The organism is Acidiphilium rubrum, from assembly GCF_900156265.1.
In the GTDB taxonomy this organism is placed as follows: Bacteria; Pseudomonadota; Alphaproteobacteria; order Acetobacterales; family Acetobacteraceae; genus Acidiphilium; species Acidiphilium rubrum.
The window spans coordinates 17,184-33,534 of the sequence record NZ_FTNE01000025.1 but is presented as its reverse complement, the minus strand read 5'-3'; the positions used below and the strand labels follow the sequence as shown (position 1 = coordinate 33,534).

12 protein-coding genes are annotated in these 16,351 nt (G+C 65.2%); 6 read left to right on the top strand and 6 right to left on the bottom strand.

What is annotated here, in order from left to right; all coding sequences use genetic code 11:
• Nucleotides 1–71: 71 nt before the first annotated feature.
• Nucleotides 72–2,003 carry an NF038122 family metalloprotease gene (locus BW994_RS20260; RefSeq protein WP_051657439.1) on the top strand — a complete coding sequence of 644 codons (1,932 nt, stop codon included), beginning with the start codon at nt 72–74 and terminating at the stop codon, nt 2,001–2,003.
• An 80-nt stretch (nt 2,004–2,083) separates the two neighbouring features.
• On the opposite strand, the gene BW994_RS15150 is transcribed toward BW994_RS20260, so the two are convergent.
• Genes BW994_RS15150 through BW994_RS15130 form a run of 5 tightly spaced genes read right to left on the bottom strand, consistent with a single transcriptional unit; the run spans nt 2,084 to nt 7,859 of the window.
• Nucleotides 2,084–3,622 carry a class I SAM-dependent methyltransferase gene (locus tag BW994_RS15150; protein WP_051657438.1) on the bottom strand — a complete coding sequence of 513 codons (1,539 nt, stop codon included), beginning with the start codon at nt 3,620–3,622 and terminating at the stop codon, nt 2,084–2,086.
• Nucleotides 3,619–4,698 (bottom strand): type VI secretion system baseplate subunit TssG, encoded by a 1,080-nt coding sequence (gene tssG, locus BW994_RS15145; protein WP_029312518.1) that lies wholly within the window; start codon nt 4,696–4,698, stop codon nt 3,619–3,621. Before tssG ends, BW994_RS15150 begins: the two co-directional genes overlap by 4 nt.
• A complete protein-coding gene (gene tssF, locus BW994_RS15140; protein WP_029312517.1) occupies nt 4,695–6,512 on the bottom strand; it encodes a type VI secretion system baseplate subunit TssF in 1,818 nt (605 codons plus the stop codon). The genes tssG and tssF overlap by 4 nt, the downstream gene beginning before the upstream one ends.
• Nucleotides 6,505–7,023 (bottom strand): type VI secretion system baseplate subunit TssE, encoded by a 519-nt coding sequence (gene tssE, locus BW994_RS15135; protein WP_035229294.1) that lies wholly within the window; start codon nt 7,021–7,023, stop codon nt 6,505–6,507. The genes tssF and tssE overlap by 8 nt, the downstream gene beginning before the upstream one ends.
• A complete protein-coding gene (locus BW994_RS15130) occupies nt 7,020–7,859 on the bottom strand; it encodes a type VI secretion system accessory protein TagJ (protein ID WP_051657437.1) in 840 nt (279 codons plus the stop codon). The genes tssE and BW994_RS15130 overlap by 4 nt, the downstream gene beginning before the upstream one ends.
• A 286-nt stretch (nt 7,860–8,145) precedes the next feature.
• Between BW994_RS15130 and tssB the strand changes: the two genes are divergently transcribed.
• From tssB to tssC (BW994_RS15115), 3 genes are read left to right on the top strand one after another with little or no spacing between them, the layout of a single operon-like run.
• On the top strand, nt 8,146–8,658 hold the full coding sequence (tssB, locus tag BW994_RS15125; protein WP_029312514.1) for a type VI secretion system contractile sheath small subunit: 513 nt from the start codon (nt 8,146–8,148) through the stop codon (nt 8,656–8,658).
• A gap of 2 nt (nt 8,659–8,660) precedes the next feature.
• Nucleotides 8,661–10,151 (top strand): type VI secretion system contractile sheath large subunit, encoded by a 1,491-nt coding sequence (gene tssC, locus BW994_RS15120; RefSeq protein WP_029312513.1) that lies wholly within the window; start codon nt 8,661–8,663, stop codon nt 10,149–10,151.
• 26 nt (nt 10,152–10,177) lie between these two features.
• Entirely contained in the window at nt 10,178–11,665 is a 1,488-nt protein-coding gene (gene tssC / locus BW994_RS15115; protein ID WP_029312512.1) for a type VI secretion system contractile sheath large subunit, read from the top strand.
• A gap of 163 nt (nt 11,666–11,828) precedes the next feature.
• Here the strand turns inward: tssC (BW994_RS15115) and tssA are convergent, their stop codons facing one another.
• Complete coding sequence (gene tssA / locus BW994_RS15110; RefSeq protein ID WP_029312511.1) at nt 11,829–12,917, bottom strand: type VI secretion system protein TssA; 1,089 nt, start codon at nt 12,915–12,917, stop codon at nt 11,829–11,831.
• Nucleotides 12,918–13,066: 149 nt separating this feature from the next.
• Between tssA and tssH the strand changes: the two genes are divergently transcribed.
• Both tssH and BW994_RS15100 read left to right on the top strand, forming a co-directional pair.
• A complete protein-coding gene (gene tssH / locus BW994_RS15105; RefSeq protein ID WP_029312510.1) occupies nt 13,067–15,790 on the top strand; it encodes a type VI secretion system ATPase TssH in 2,724 nt (907 codons plus the stop codon).
• 29 nt (nt 15,791–15,819) lie between these two features.
• The gene (locus BW994_RS15100; RefSeq protein ID WP_029312509.1) at nt 15,820–16,302 is read left to right on the top strand and encodes an Hcp family type VI secretion system effector; all 483 of its coding nucleotides are present in this window, start codon (nt 15,820–15,822) and stop codon (nt 16,300–16,302) included.
• Nucleotides 16,303–16,351: the final 49 nt, after the last annotated feature.

Below are 16,351 nucleotides of genomic sequence, written 5' to 3'. Positions count from 1 at the left end.
AATCTTCGGTTTCTTCGCCGCTCGGTGGAAGTTTACTTGGGTTTTCCCAATCAGAGGTTGTAAACCCGGGGATGTTCCTTGAGGGTGTCGTTCACACCGGCATGATCAGCAACCCTTCCGATCTGCAGGTGGCCCATAAACTCTCGTCAACCGTGGTCGATCAACTGAAATCCTCGGATTTCACCCCCTACAGCGCGTTCAAGCCGACCGACCCGATCAGTGGCAGCGCCGCGATGGTCAGCAATGGCACCGGTTCGGTCGCCGCGTTGGCCGCCAGCAATGCCTCAACACCCAATCAGCACATGACGATCGTCGTGCAGGACGCGCCGGGGGTCACACTGAGTGCCGCCGCACAGAACGCCTTGAATTACGCCGCCCAATATCTCGGCGCGCTGATCGCCGATCCGGTCGCGGTTACGATCCAGGCGAATATCGCAAACCTGAACAGCGTAACCCAGACCGGCATTCTCGCCTATGGTGCGCCCGAGGCGTACTACGTGCCTTATTTCATCGCGCAGGGCGAGGTGGCCAAGCACGACCCGGCCCTGGCACCCTACCTGCCGAAAACCGATACGGCGGCCGGCGGTGTCGCCGCCGTCGTCTCCAAAGCCGAATTGCAGGCGTGGGGGTTGCCGACCCAGGGTTATTACTCGATCGGCGGGACGATCGTGATCAACACGGCCTATCAGAGCCAGTTCAATTACAGCACCAACAACGTCCTGCAGGCTGCCAGTCCGAATTCGCTCGATTTCGTCGGTCTTGCACTGCACGAATTGTCGCACGCCCTCGGCCGCGTGCGGTTCGACCAGGTTACCGCCGCCGCCGGGCGCTATAAAGGCGATCCTTTGACCGGCCCGATGGACCTTTCGGCCTTCACCTCGCCAGGCACGCTCCAGCATAGCGCGGTCAAGGGCGTTGGTGCGGTCCCCTATTTTTCGACCGACGGCGGCAAGACCCCGATCGTCTACTCCTCGACGCAAACCCGCTCGGACTGGAACAACTACATGCAGAACGGCGCGTTTCTGCACGATGCCTGGTCGGGCTATCTGTTCCCCGGCCTCGCAACCATGTCATCCGCCGACCTGACGTTGCTCAACGCGATCGGCTTCGACGTCAATTGCTTCGCGCCTGGCACACGCATTCTGACCACCAAGGGCGAAATCGCGGTGGAGGCTCTGAGCACGGGCGATGTCGTGGTGCTGCATGATGGTGGCACCGCACCGATCACCTGGATCGGCACGCGGTGGATCGACCTGAGCAACCACAAGCGCCCGGACGCGGTGCAACCCGTGCTGATCGAGGCCGGCGCCCTGGCACAAGGCATGCCGAGCCGTGATCTGCTGGTGTCGCCCGATCACGCGATCTATCTCGATGGTCATCTGATCCCGGCCAAGGCTCTGATCAATGGCCGCACCATCCGCATCGCGCCACGCAAGTCGATCACGTATTATCATATCGAATTGCCGAGCCATGCGGTGATCATCGCCGAAGGCACGCCGGCGGAATCCTACCTCGACACCGGTAATCGCGGTGCGTTCGAAAACGGCGGTATCGCTGTGGATTTGTACCCGGATTTTGGTCAAAAGCGGCGCGAAACCCAAGGATGCGCGCCGTTCGCCGAAACCGGTCCCGTGGTCGAAGCGGTCAGGGCACGGCTGCTCGCGCGGGCGCAGGTATCGACGACGGCCGAGGCCGGGTTGCGCGTGGTCGCGGTCGATGGCGGTGCGATCATCGAAAGCCGCGCCGCGATCCCGGGTTATATCACGACCGATCCGCAGGATCGCCGGCGCCTCGGGGTCAAGGTGACGGCTCTGCACGTCGATGGCCGCAGCATCCCGCTCGACCACCCCGCGCTGACCACCGGCTGGCACGCGGTGGAGCCGGACGGGCGTTGGACCACCGGCCACGCCGTGGTGCCCGCCAGCCTGTTGCAAGGCGGCGTGCTGGACGTGACCATTGGCACCACCCTCGCCTATGCGGCGCCAACCCGAAAGGCGGCTTGACCGAGCCGGCCGGTCGCCGGAGCGTGATCATTCCACAGCGATCATGCTCCGGGCCTGCCATCGCGAGGCCGCCTACTGCGTCAGCACGGTAATCCCAGGCGGTTGAGCATCGGGGCCTGCTGCTCGAAAAAATTGGCGAAGGCCGATTTCATCTGATCGACGATCACATCATCGGCCGCGGGTGCGGCCATCGCGGCCCAGGCGGTAAATACGGCATCATCCGGTTGCGGCAGCGTTTGCCCGATGGTGGCTTCGCTCAGCCAGTCGTGCTGGCGCAGAACGGCGAAGGCCGCGAGGCCGGGGAGGGAAACGCCGCCGCCGAGCGCGGGCACCGCGAGGGCGACCGGGTTCATCAGGCTGTTGCCCTGCATTTTTTCGGTGAACATGGCGGCGTTGAGGCGCACGCTTGGCGGGTCCATCCGGGCCGCCGCGTCCGGCACCATGATGGCCTGACCGGTGCCGATCAGCATGGCGAGCAGTTCGGCGGGGTTGCCCTGGCTGTCGTTGGGGTGAGACGCGCGGGCGATGGCGAGCAGGTCGCCGATGGTTGCCGGGCCTTCGGCGAGGCGGGCGAAGGCCGGTTCGTACAGGCCGGCGTTCATCGTGGCCTGGCCGGCGGCGGATTCGAAGGTGAGCTTGCGCGTGGCGTAGGGCACGGCAAGGCCGAGCGGGATGGCGCGCAGGATGGCATCCCGCGTCATCGGGTCGAGCCGGGTCGCGCCGCGCACGAAAATGTCGTGGCGCAGGGGCTGGTTGGCGGTGACGTCCTTGAGCAGCTCGATCATCGAGGGATCTTCGAATTCGGCGGCGATCGCGCGGGCGGTATCGTCGAGTGCCAGGGCGGGGAAGTTTTCGAGCAGGCGGGGTGAGCCGGCGTAGGTGAGTTTGGCGTCGGCGAGCGCGGCGGCGACATCGTGATGAAAGCAGGGCGCCCAGGCTTCGTTCATGAATTCATGCGCGAGGTAGGCGGCGGGTTTGTCGGCGCAATGTTCGATGATGCGGGCGGCGGACGGGTCGATCGCGCCGCTGCCGGCATCCATCAGGCGGCGGACCATGGCGAAGCCCTGCGCGGCCTGACGATCGGCGCGGAACGCGAGGCGGCTGCCGGCTTCGCGCATCAGCCGTTGCAGGCCGATCATGCCGCGCCACGCGGGCAGGACGTTGTAGCTGACGTGGCAGAGCCCGCCGGGCTTGAGTTTTTCGGCGAGCAACCGCACGACGCCCTGGCGGACCGGTTCGCTGACCCAGGTCCAGAGTCCGTGGAGGCTGGCGGCGTCGAAATCGGGCAGGTCCGTGCCGGTGAAGCGGGTAAAATCGGCCTCGATGAACTGGCAGTTGGTGATCCCGGCACTTTTCGCCATGGCGCGGGCGCGGGCGATATGGGCAGGGTTGAAATCGAGCCCGGTGACGGTCCAGCCCGGGTTGGTGGCGGCGAGCACCAGGGCGGAGAAGCCGAGGCCGCAGCCGATATCGACGAAATGGAACGGTTCGTCGCGCGCGGGGATGGTGGCGGCGAAACCATTGACCAGGGCGGCGAGCGCCATCAGCCGGGGCGATTGCTCGGCGTAATAGCCGGGGGCGTAGGCGATATCGGTGACGTAGCCGGCGCCCCAGCTCATGGTGCGGCCGCGCTGAGCCGGGGGATCGGCAGAGCCTCGATCGTGGTGGCGTTGAACAGCGCCTGATCGGCGCGCGCGCGGCCGCTGAGCCCGGGGGTGGCGATCGGCAGCCAGCCGGTCCAGGACAGGCGGGGGGCGGTGGTGCCGCCGAGCTGGGCGCGGGGGATCGCATCCGGATCGAGCACGAGGTTGACCGCGAAATCGACCTCCATGCCGACATAGGCGCGCACCATCGAGACCAGATGATGCAGGCGGGGCCTGTCGGGCAGCAGGGCTTCGAAGGCGTCGTGCGACAACGGCCCGATCCGGATGATGAAGCGGGCCTGCGGGTCGAACGCGCGGGCCCCGGCGGCGCAGTCGCGCCCCAGGCGGTTGAACTGGCCGGGCATCCGGCCGCGCGGCATGCGGCTCTGGCTGTCGGCGTCGAGGCGGAGCCACCCGCCGGCGAATTCATCGATCGTGACGTCGCGGTCCAACCAGTCCGACAGCAGGGCGCGCAGCCGGTCCGCCGAGCGCGGGCGGCTCGCGAAGAAGCCGGCGTAGTGCTGGATCGGCATCGCACCAACCGCGAGGCGGTCGATCAGGTGGCGCGTATTGAAGCCGGTGAGCGCCAGCAGGACTTCGCCGGCGGGATCTGGCGCGATCCGTGCGTCGGCATTGCCCGTGTGATGGGCGAGTTCGGCGGCGAGGTGCGGGCGGTATTTGGTGCCGGCGGTGGCGAATCCAGCGATTAGGCGCTGCGCCAGCATCGCCACGAAATCGGCCATCGCGGGCGAGCGGGCGCGGGTCGCCTGGGCGACCAGCTCGGTATACCAGCGCGGCAGCGGGCTGGAGACGCCGAGCAGGCCGATCAGCCTGGTGGCGAGCGTTGCGCGGCCGGCCTGCGGGGCGCTTGCGTGATCGACCTCGGCGGTCGGGTGCGCGAGGGTGGTGGGCGCGGTGAAGGCGATCGCCTCGCCCACATCGCGCCTTGCGGCGGCGAGCCAGAGCAGGCGGATGGCGGCACCGAGGCGGAATTTTGCCGGGGTGCGGGCCAGGCGGGCGAGCGCGCCTTCGGGTGTGCGGGGTGCGGTCATAGCAGCGTCCGGTGGCCGGCGCGGGGTGGGAAGCGCATGGCCGGATCAACCCGGCCGCGCAGGCGCAGGGTGGTGCGCACGAAGGAATTGATCGTGCCGTGCAGGGCGAGGAAGCGTTCGAGCACGGCGCCGAGCAGGAACAGGCCGTTTTCCTGATAGGGTTTCGGGTCGAATTCGAGCGTGACGTCGAGCCCGCGGCAAAAGCTGCCGAGGCGCCCGCCCGGCAGGCGCGCGGTGCCGGGTTTGGCCGAGACGCCGATCAGCGCCTCGATCGCGGCGCGGGTTTCCGCGGTTTCGGCGCGGTCGTACAGGCGGAGCACGTCGCGCAGCGCTGCGGCACCTTCCGGACCGCCGACCACCGAGAGATGACCGAGCGAGAGATGCGAGATCAGCCGCCACGCACCGCGTTCGGCGAGGCGCGGCCGCAGCGTGGCACCGGGCGGGGTGAGGCAGGCGACGCGGGCGATGCCGTCGTGCGGCGAGATCGGCGTGAGGTAGGGGTGCCCGCCGCCGAACGGCAGGGCGGCGGGCAGGTCGCGGTTGACGCAGAGCGCATCGACCGAGAGCACGGTATCGGCCGGGGCGGCGGGGTCGAACTCCGGCGCGAAGGGGGCGAGGAAGGTTTCGGTGCCGCCGAGCGTGGCGGCGGCGGGGCGGCGGGCTTCGAGGTAATATCCGCCCGGCGTATCCGGGCCGCCCTGACCGGCGCGGTAGAAGGGTTGCCAGGGCCTGGTGTTGCCGGCGCGATCGGTCTCGCGCACGGCGGTGATGCCCCAGATTTCCATGCCGGTGGCGCGGCGGGCATCCGGCACGACGCGGTATTCGGTATCGGTCTGATCGAGGCGGATCGGTTCGCAATGCTGGGGGAAAATATTCACCATCGGCGTGCAGCCGAGGGCAAGGTGCTCGGCGCTGACCGCGCGTTCGAGTTCGATGGCGGAGCGGTCGAGATAGATGAAGATTTCGAGCCGGTTGCCGGCGAGGGCGAGGGTCTTGCGGTCCAGCCCATCGAGATCGATGAACATGAATTTTTCGGAGAACGCGAAATATTCGGCGAGCAGCCGAAACCCGGTGAAGCCGCGCGCGGGCCAGGGCAGCAGGGCTTCGTCCTCGCCGAAGCCGACCGGGATGACGGCTTCGCGCCCGAGCAGCACGGGGCTGGGATCGCCCGGGCTGACCGCGAGGGCGACGCCGATGGTGTGGGCGGCGAGCAGTTCATACAGATGCGGCGCGATCGCCTGGCCGCCGCGCAGATAGAGCCGCAGACGATCGACCCCGAGTTTGGCGAAGCTCATTTCGGGCGCCATGGTGCCGAGCACGATGCGCAGGACCGAGGCGGCACCGGGGGCGAGCGGGTTGGCCGGGGCGACGAAGGGTTGCCCGGCAAGGCGGACCTGTTCGATGCGGATCGGCCAGAGCGAGACGGAATAGGCGGTCTGGAACCGGCAGGCCTGGCCGCGCACGCGTTCGGATTCCAGGGTGAAGCCGGCGTCGAGCCGGACGTTCGCCTGCAGATCGGGCTTGCAGTCGAACTGGGCGATGGCGCAGGCGGGGATCGGGGCGAGAAAACCGGGGTAGAGCGCGCCGAGCAGCGCATCGGTCAGTTCGGGGAATTCATCGTCGAGGCGTTTGTGGACGCGCGCCGAGAGGAAAGCAACGCCATCGAGCAGGCGGGCGACGTGGGGATCATCGACCGCATCGGGCGACAGGCGCAGGCGGCCGGCGATTTTGGGGTGGGTATCGGCGAATTCGGCGGCGAGTTTGCGGATCGCCAGCAGTTCGCGGTTGAAATAGGGCAGCAGGCTGTCAGACAAAGCGCTCGCCCTTGACTTCGATTTCAGCCGAGGTGGCATCGACGATCGTGTTGAAGCTGATCGGCTCCGGCGCGGGTTCGGCGTGCAGCAGGCCATCGATCCGCATGTGCAGGGTGGGGTCGAGCGGGTTTTCCGCCTTGACCAGCACGACCGCGACCTGGGCGAAGCGCGGCTCGAAGGTTTTGATGGTGCGTTCGACCTCGGCGCGGAAGGATTCGCGCGCGCCGGGGTCGGCCATGCTGCCGGAGGTGTAGTCGGGCAGGCCGTAGCCGGCGACCGAGCCTGCGAGTTCGGTGAGTTTGCCGGGCAGGCTGTGCCAGCGGCGCTTGGCGTTCAGCAGCGCTTCGAGATCGCGCCGGACCGAGCGGCGCAGCACGGTCATCGCTTCGCCGGGCGAGAGCGGGCGATCGCGGTCGCGATCGGGCGCATCGTCGAACAGGCGGTCGAGCGGGGAGAGTTGCACGCGCGCCCCGGCATCGCGCACCCGGTCGTTGAACGGGGTCTGGCTCATGCTGCGAAGACGAGCGTGCCGAGATCCATGATCGGGACCGCATCGTCGCCGACCAGGAATTCGCGCTGGCCGATGCCTGTAACGAGGCCGGCGTGGTCCTGCCAATTGGTCGCGCGGCCGAGGCGATACTCATCGGCCGGGGGTTCGCCGGTCACGGCATAGATGGCGGGGATATAGACATCACCATCCGGCCCGGCTTCGACCGCGAGGCTCGCGCGCCGCCAGATCAGGTCGCGCGGGCGGGCGGGTTTGTGGAAGGTGATTTCGGTCACACGCGAAATCGGCACCCAGAAGTATTTACCGGTCGTGGTCAGAACTTCCAGAATCCCCGCTGTGGTGTCGCTCGCATCGCGAAAATCGGTGAACGCCGCGCCGTCGACGGTGCCGGGTCGGGCGGTGCGCGCGGCTTCGGCGGCGGCGGCGGCCTCGCGTGCCGCCTCCAGGTCGCCGGCGCGCTGGGCGACCAGGGATGCGAGCAGGGATTGTTCGACCGGGCCTGGTTCGCCGAGAAACTCGGGCACCCTGCCATCGCGGTATAATTGCCGGCGGGCCATTTCGCCGCGCAGCAGCTGGCGGAATTCGGCGACGACCAGCGCGGCGGCCGGGTCGAGCTGGCCGGCGGCATCGAGCAGGACATCGGCGCGTTCGAAATTGCCGGCGAACACCAGCATTTCGACCAGCAGGACGCGGGCGGCGACATCCGTCGGCTTTGCCTTGACCGCGGCGGTGGCGGCGGCGACCGCGGCATCGAGCTGGCCGGCGCGAAACGCGGCACCGGCGCTGCCTGCGGTGGGGGATGCGGCGTTGATCGGGGTCGCAGTCTGGTCGCTCGGCATGGTTCACCCTCCCGGCATCTTTGACGTTGATGGGATTAGTATTGAAACGGCGCTGGGCGCGCAATGGCTGGTTGCGATTGCGACAATAAGGTTCGCGTTTATTTTTATGACGAAACAACGAGTTTGTTTACGCCCCGGCAAGGACAGGCTAACATTGCAACCAATGGGCGATTTTGCGACGATGTGCGCTGCGGATCGCCCGGCCAGAACTGTGCCAGGACTGTGACAAGCGTATTTGCATCGGACGATCTTGCATCGATTTCGACGTTTTTTGGGGAACCGGACAATGAGCGGCAGCATTCATGAAAAACTCAACCGCGTGCGTAAACCGCGGGTGCATATTACCTATGACGTCGAGACGGAGGGCGCACAGATCGTGCGGGAACTGCCCTTCGTGATGGGCGTGCTGGGCGATTTTTCCGGCGATCCGACGCAGCCGCTCAAGCCGCTGGCGGAACGCAAGTTCATCCAGATCGATCGTGACAATTTCAACGACGTGATGGCACGCATGGCGCCGGGCCTGAAGCTCAAGGTCGACAACAAGCTCGCTGACGACGGCAGCCAGATGGCGGTGGACCTGAAGTTCAACAGCATCGAGGATTTCGATCCCGAGCGCGTGGTGGAGCAGGTGCCGGCGCTGAAGGCGCTGCTCGAGACCCGCAACAAGCTGCGCGACCTGATGAGCAAGGCGGATCGTTCGGAACAGCTGGAATCATTGCTCGAGCAGGTGTTGCAAAACGATGGCGAGCTCAAGGCGCTGTCAGGTGAACTCGGCCTCGGCGCCGGCAAGGAGGGCTGATCATGTCAGGCACGAAATCCGAAGCGGCGAGCACCACCACGACCGAGACCGAGCAGGTCAGCCTGCTCGACCAGGTGGTGGGCGCAACCAAGCAGACCGAACCCGACCGGGCGCAGGACCTGGTCAAGACGCTGGTGCAGGAAGCGCTGTCCGGCACGGTGACGTTCGACAAGAACCTGACCCGCACGATCGACCGCGCGATTGCCGCGATCGATCGGCGGATGTCGACCCAGCTCAACGAGATCATGCACAATCCGCGGTTCTTGCAGCTCGAAGGCAGCTGGCGCGGACTCAATCATCTGGTGATGAACTCCGAGACCGGCACATCGCTCAAAATCAAAGTGGTCAACATGACCAAGCGCGAGCTCAACCGCGACCTGACCAAGGCGGTGGAGTTCGATCAGAGCCAGCTGTTCAAGAAGATCTACGAAAACGAGTTCGGCACACCCGGCGGCGAGCCCTATGGCGCGCTGATCGGCGATTACGAATGGACCAACCATCCTGACGACATCGAGAGTTTGCGCCTGATTTCCAACGTGGCGGCCGCCTCGTTCGCGCCGTTCATTTCCGCGGCGGGTGCCGGGATGTTCGGGTTTTCGGACTGGACCGAATTATCGAAGCCGCGTGATCTTTCCAAGATTTTCGAGACCGCCGAATACGCCAAATGGCGCGGCTTTCGCGAGACCGAGGATGCACGGTTCGTCTCGCTGGTGATGCCGCGCACGCTGGCGCGGGTGCCCTATGGCGCCGCGACCGCGCCGGTCGAGACGTTCAACTACGAAGAGGCGCCGTTCAACGCCGCCGGCGCCGCGCAATCGATGGATCATCACGATTATTGCTGGATGAATGCCGCCTACATGATGGGCGAGCGGCTGACCGCGAGCTTTGCGAGTTCCGGCTTCTGTGTCGCGATCCGCGGTGCCGAGGGCGGCGGCAAGGTGGATAATCTGCCGTTCCACGTCTTCCAATCCGATGATGGCGACATGGATGCGAAATGCCCGACCGAAATCGGCATCACCGACCGGCGCGAGTTCGAACTCTCGAACCTCGGCTTCCTGCCGCTCTGCCACTACAAGAACACCGATTACGCGGTGTTCTTCGGCGCGCAATCGACGCAGAAGGCGAAAAAATACGACCGGCCGGATGCGACCGCCAATGCCGCGATCTCCTCGCGCCTGCCCTATATCATGGCGTCATCGCGGTTCGCGCATTTCCTGAAGGTGATGGCGCGCGACAAGATCGGCTCGTTCATGGAAGCCAAGGATTGCGAAAACTGGCTGAACCGCTGGATCGGCACCTATGTGAACGGCAATGCCGATGCCGGGCCGGAAATGAAAGCGAAATATCCGCTGCGGGAAGCGAAGGTCGAGGTCAAGGAGATCCCCGGCAAGCCTGGTTCGTACAACGCGATCGCCTATTTGCGGCCGTGGCTGCAAATGGAGGAATTGACCACATCGATGCGGATGGTCGCCAATATTCCGAAAAAGACCTGATCGGATCGTTCATGGCCTGATCTCGCATGTTGCGTGATGCTGTGCTGGCCGGTCAATTTTTCGGCGACCGGCATCAGGCCGAGGCGGGCGATCTCGCGCGGTTTCTGACCGCGCCGGCGGCCCCTTCGCTCGCCATCTGGTTCGGGCTCGATAGCGCCGCGATCCTGCGCGATCCAACCCGGCTGGCGACGATGCTGGACCATGACATCGCGATGATCGATGCGATGCTGGCCGCCGCGATCGATGAAATTCTGCACGCGCCGCGCCTGCTGCGGCTCGAAGGATCATGGCGCGGGCTGCATTGGCTGGCCGATCGCATCGAGGCGAGCGGGCGGGTGCGCCTGCGGGTGCTGCACGCCGCCTGGGGCGAAGTATGCCGCGACCTTGAGCGGGCCGCGGAATTCGACCAGAGCCAGTTGTTCCGCCGGATCTACGAGGATGAATTCGGCACCCCGGGTGGCGAGCCCTATGGGTTGCTGGTGATGGATTACGAAGTGCGCCACCGGCCCGGGCCAGGTGCGCCGAGCGATGATGTCGCCGCGATCGCGGGGCTCTCGGCAATCGCGGCCGCCGCCTTCGCACCGATGATTTTCGGCGCAGCCGCAGCGCTGTTCGGCGTCGACCGGATGGAGGAATTATCGGGCGTCGCCAATCCGGCGGCGATTTTCACGGGGCCGGAGCACCAGCGGTTCCGCAACCTGGGCCAGCGCGAGGATATGCGCTTCGTCGGCCTCGCACTGCCGCGCCTGCGCGCCCGCCCGGCCTGGGAGGATCGCGCCGAGGCGCGGCGGGGGTTTCGTTACGCCGAGACGATTGCGACCGGCGATGACATCGTCTGGTTCGCCGCCGGTTATGCGATCGCCATGACGGTGGCGCGCGCGATGGCGACCTACGATTGGCCGGCCGACATGCGCGGCTATATCCAGGACTGGCCGGGCAGCGGGCTGATCACCACCGGCACCGCGCCACGCTTTTCGGTGGATTCCGCGCAGGGCCAGGACCGGTTCGAGGCGGAAATTGCGCTGACCGATGCTCAGGAACGCGCGCTGGTCGATGCCGGGGTCATGGCCCTGTCCTCGCTGGGGTTCGGCGGCCAGACCGTGCTCGGGGCCGCGCGCAGCCTGCAGGCGCCGCGCCGCTACAGCGGGCCGCGCGCCGAGGCGGCGGATGCCAATGCCCGGCTCTCCGCCCAGTTCAATACCATGATCTGCGTGTCGCGGTTCGCGCATTTCATCAAGGTAATGGGGCGCGACATGACCGGCGCGTTCCGCACCGCCAGCGAGATCGAGCGCGAATTGACCACCTGGCTGCGCCGCTACGCCAATGCCAACAAGGACGCCGGCCCCGAGACGCGGGCGCGCTACCCGCTGCTCGATGCGCGGGTCGAGGTGCGGGAGCTTGCGAGCAAGCCGGGTTCGTTCGGCTGCACGATCCATTTGCAGCCGCACTACCAACTCGATGATATCAGCGCGTCGTTCCGGCTGGTGACGGAATTGTCGGCGCCGCGGACCTGATGCTGTGACTAACGCGGCTGAGGTCAAGGCAGCACTTCTTTTTTGTAAAAAAGAAGCAAAAAACTTTTTTTAGTTTGGGATGTTGCCTGGGGTGGCTTAGTTTTTTGTATTCCTGGGGATTTTCGCTTCTATTCTTTTGAAAGAAAGACGATCTCTGCTTCTTTTATGTGGCCGGCTTGATCCCCAGCGCCGTCAGCATCGCCTGACGCACCGCGGCATCGGCCAGAATGTCCTCGATCAGCTGCGGCCAAGGTAGGCGGGCGCGGCGGACGGCTTCGTCCAGCGTCAGCGCGATCGGTGATTGCGGCTCCGTGCGGCGGAAAAATTCGGCGATTTCGGTGAGCTGGTTGAGCGCATCCTCGCGGGTCCGCACGGCGCTGCGGGGCATTTGGGCATCCGGCATGTCAGTCTCCGTGGGTTCGATCTCCGCCATGACGGGCTGTGCCGCGATGACGGCCGGAGCGCCGGCCTGCGGGGCGTAGCGCTTGGCGATGTTGATGACCTGTTCAAGAATTTCAGCAACCCGGCTCGCGGCCGGTGCATCGGCGCCCGCCACTTCATCGAGCGTCTGCGCCATGCCGCGCCACGCCGCCAGCGTGGCGATGGCCTGTTGCGCGAGGGCGGTGAAATGCGCGACGCCGACCGCCCGCGCCTCGGTCTCCAACTTGGCGAAATCAGCGACGCCGGCGGCAATCCGGGCGGCCTTGCGCTTGGCATCGCCCAGCCCGGCGGTTTCCTCGGCCTGCTGGTATTGGAACAACAAAACCCGCGCGCCATCCGCCGTGTTGAACAGCGGCAATTTGCGCAACGGCTGGATCAGCGTGCCATCGCCGCCGACGCCGTTGAGCCCGGCGATCGGCGCGATGCGGGTTTCCATGCCATCTTCATCCGGCAGGGGAAACACACTCTCCCAGTATTGCGCGGCAAAACCCGCGATCAGCGCGGCACCATCGGCGAGGCCCGCAAGGCCGGATTCGCGCACCAAAGCCTCGGTCAGCCAGGCGGCGATTTCGAGATCGTGCGATTTTGCCAGGGCGGATTGTGACAATTGCAGGACGGTGCGCCAATGTTGCGCCACCTCGGGTTCGAGCGAAGCATCGGCGTCGGCCGCCCGCTCGGCCGCCCGCGCGTCCGACCGCGCATCGCGCAGCCGGTAATAGACCGATTGCGCCGCATAATCGGCCCGCAGATCAGCGCCGCTCGGCGCGTCTTCCGTGATCGGCCCTAACAAATCAGTAATGTCGAGTGTCATGCAAAAAATCCAGTGTGACAAAGGTCATACAGTCATCATGTTGCAGGTTCTTAATCTGGACAAGTCGGGTGTTAGCCCATAATATCAAAACCACAACATTGTTTCGTCGTAACAAAACCGGCACGTATCCGGTCCTAAAAGGGGAGCAGATGGCGGCTATCGATCTCAAATCTCTCATCGCGCGCCTGAACGAGCACAGCCGCCGCAGCCTCGAAGCAGCGGCCGGACTTACCTTGTCGCGTAGCCATTACAATGTCGAGATCGAACATTGGCTGCTCAAGCTCGCGGACGGGACGGATACCGATATTCCGCTCATTCTGCGCCATTACGAGATCGATCATGGCCGGTTCCTGATCGACCTTAACCGATCGCTCGACCGAATGAAAACCGGCAATGCCAGGGCCCCTGCCCTGTCACCGGATGTGGTGGATTGGGCGAAACAAGGCTGGCTGCTCGCCTCGATCGAGCATGGGCTGTCGCGCACCCGCTCGGGCGATTTGTTATGGGCGCTGCTGGCCGATGAAGGGCTGGCCCGCCGGGCGCGCGAGGCTTCAAGCCAGCTTGCGAAAATCCAAGCGGAAATGCTCAAGCGCGACTTCGCCGCGATCACCCAGAACTCAACCGAATCCCACAGTGCCACGCTGGCGGCAGATGGTGCGCCGGCGGCGGGCGGCGACGATGGTGCCCCCCGCCCCGGCGGTTCGGCCGCACTCGATCAATTCACCGATGATCTGACGGCGCGGGCGCGGGCCGGCAGGATCGATCCGATTCTCGGCCGCGATTTCGAGATCCGTCAGGCGATCGATATCCTGACCCGGCGGCGGCAGAACAACCCGATCCTGACCGGGGAAGCCGGCGTCGGCAAAACCGCCGTGGTCGAAGGCCTGGCGCTGAAAATCGCGCAAGGCGATGTGCCGGAAGCATTGAAAAACGTCGTGCTGCGCACGCTGGATATGGCGTTATTGCAGGCGGGCGCTGGCGTGAAGGGCGAGTTTGAAAACCGGCTGAAATCGGTGATCGAGGAGGTCAAGGCCTCGCCCCGGCCGATCATCCTGTTCATCGACGAGGCGCACACCATGGTGGGCGCCGGTGGCGCGGCCGGGCAGAACGATGCGGCTAATCTGCTCAAACCGGCGCTGGCGCGCGGCGAATTGCGCACCATCGCGGCGACCACCTGGGCGGAATACAAGAAATATTTCGAGCGTGACGCCGCACTGGCACGACGGTTTCAGGTGGTGAAGGTCGAGGAACCATCCGAGCCGATGGCAACCGCGATGATCCGCGGCCTGGTCGGCACGCTGGAAAAACACCACAAGGTCCGCATTCTGGACGAGGCGGTGAGCGAGGCGGTGCGGCTTTCGGCGCGCTACATTCCCTCGCGCCAGTTGCCGGACAAGGCGATTTCTCTGATCGACACCGCCTGCGCCCGAGTTTCGATGAGCCAGGCGACCGAACCGGCACCGATCGAGGATCGCCGGCGGCGGCTCGATCTGATCGCGACCGAAACCGGCATTCTGGCGCGCGAAATGGCGAGCGGCGGGGATCACGCGGCGCGGCAGGCCGAGCTTGAGGAGGAACGCGCGAGGCTGGTCGATGACCTCGCCGGCCTCGAGACGCGCTATGCGACGGAGAAGGATTTGGCCGCCGAGATCACCGCGCTGCGCACCCGGCTCGAAAGCCCCGAACCGACGATGGCGACGCCCGAATTGGCACCGATCGAGGCTGCGTCCGGCGACATCGCCATCCTCGAATCACCGGTCCACACCGCGGCGCCGGAGGATCGGAGCATGCTGCGCCAGGCGCTGGCCGCCGTCACGGCGCGGCTGAAAACGTCGCAGGGCGAAATGCCGCTGATCTTTCCGGTGGTCGATGCGCAGGCGGTGGCCGAAATCGTCGAAAGCTGGACCGGCATTCCGGCCGGGCGCATGCAATCCGACGAAATCAACACCGTGCTCAACCTCAAAACCACGATGGAGCGCCGTATCGTCGGCCAGCCCCACGCACTCGAAGCGGTGGCGCAGGCGATCCGCACCTCGCGCGCGAAATTGACCGATCCGCGCAAGCCGATCGGCGTATTCCTGATGGTCGGCACCTCCGGCACCGGCAAGACCGAAACCGCGCTGACGCTCGCCGATCTGCTGTATGGCGGCGAGCAGAACATCACCACCATCAACATGACCGAGTTCAAGGAGGAGCATAAGGTCTCGCTCCTGATGGGCAGCCCACCCGGTTACGTGGGATACGGCGAAGGCGGCGTGCTGACCGAAGCGGTGCGGCGTCGCCCCTACTCGGTGATTTTGCTCGACGAAATGGAGAAGGCGCATCCCGGCGTGCAGGATGTGTTTTTCCAGGTGTTCGACAAAGGCAACATGAAGGACGGCGAAGGCCGCGACATCGACTTCAAGAACACCGTCATCATCATGACCTCGAACGCCGGCACCGATCTGATCGAGAAACTGTTCGCCGATCCTGAAACCGCGCCGGATGCGGCAGGGCTGGCCGAGGCGCTGCGCCCGGAACTGGCAAAATACTTCAAGCCGGCGTTTCTCGGCCGGGTAACCATAGTGCCGTATTTCCCGCTGTCGGATGAAGTCATTCGCCAGATCGTCACACTTCAGTTGAACAAGATCGCGCGCCGTGTGCGCGACAGCTACAAGGCCAGCTTCACCTACGAGCCTGAACTGGTCGAAACCATTGCCGCGCGCTGCAAGGAATCCTCCTCGGGCGCGCGCAACGTGGAGAATATTCTCTCGCGCAGCCTCCTGCCCGAACTATCGGCGGAGGTTCTGGCCCGGTTGGCCAATGGCGAGGCGATTTCCCACATCAGCGTCGGAATTGGTCCCGAAGGGTCGTTCCGCTACCAACTTGGCTAATTTTTATAACCCAGCAGGAGAGAGACCAAATGGCCGTCTATATGAAATATGCAGCGATCAACGGCGACGTGACGACTGAAAGCTACACCCAATGGATCGAGCTCCACAGCGTGCAATGGGGTGTCGGGCGCGGCATCGCCATGCAGTCCGGCAGCGGCGAAGGCCGTGAATCCAGCCTGCCGAGCCTCTCGGAAGTCACGATTACCAAGGACTACGACATCTCGAGCCCCGACCTGCTGAAGGAAGCGCTCAGCGGCGCGGCCAAGGACGTCGATATCGCCTTCGTCCGTACCAACTCCGCAGGGTCCGGCTCCGATAAATATCTGGAAATCAAGATGAAGGACGTGATCATGTCCGGCTTGAGCCTGTCCTCGGGCGGCGACAAGCCAAGCGAGTCGATTTCGCTGAATTATTCATCGGTCAGTTTCGTCAGCGTCCCGATGAAAGACGACGGCTCGTCGGGCACCCAGAGCGTGGTGAACTTCGACCTCAAGACGATGAAGATGAGCTGATTTCGGCACGGGCCCGGCGCTGAGGCGCCGGGTTTTCCAAGCATTTCCA

Bases quoted from the DNA above. Each gene is read 5' to 3' on its own strand.
- BW994_RS20260 (WP_051657439.1), top strand. From the start codon at position 72: ATGTTCCTTGAGGGTGTCGTTCACACCGGCATGATCAGCAACCCTTCC.
- BW994_RS15150 (WP_051657438.1), bottom strand. From the start codon at position 3,622: ATGAGCTGGGGCGCCGGCTACGTCACCGATATCGCCTACGCCCCCGGC.
- tssG (WP_029312518.1), bottom strand. From the start codon at position 4,698: ATGACCGCACCCCGCACACCCGAAGGCGCGCTCGCCCGCCTGGCCCGC.
- tssE (WP_035229294.1), bottom strand. From the start codon at position 7,023: ATGAGCCAGACCCCGTTCAACGACCGGGTGCGCGATGCCGGGGCGCGC.
- BW994_RS15130 (WP_051657437.1), bottom strand. From the start codon at position 7,859: ATGCCGAGCGACCAGACTGCGACCCCGATCAACGCCGCATCCCCCACC.
- tssB (WP_029312514.1), top strand. From the start codon at position 8,146: ATGAGCGGCAGCATTCATGAAAAACTCAACCGCGTGCGTAAACCGCGG.
- tssC (WP_029312513.1), top strand. From the start codon at position 8,661: ATGTCAGGCACGAAATCCGAAGCGGCGAGCACCACCACGACCGAGACC.
- tssC (WP_029312512.1), top strand. From the start codon at position 10,178: ATGTTGCGTGATGCTGTGCTGGCCGGTCAATTTTTCGGCGACCGGCAT.
- tssA (WP_029312511.1), bottom strand. From the start codon at position 12,917: ATGACACTCGACATTACTGATTTGTTAGGGCCGATCACGGAAGACGCG.
- tssH (WP_029312510.1), top strand. From the start codon at position 13,067: ATGGCGGCTATCGATCTCAAATCTCTCATCGCGCGCCTGAACGAGCAC.
- BW994_RS15100 (WP_029312509.1), top strand. From the start codon at position 15,820: ATGGCCGTCTATATGAAATATGCAGCGATCAACGGCGACGTGACGACT.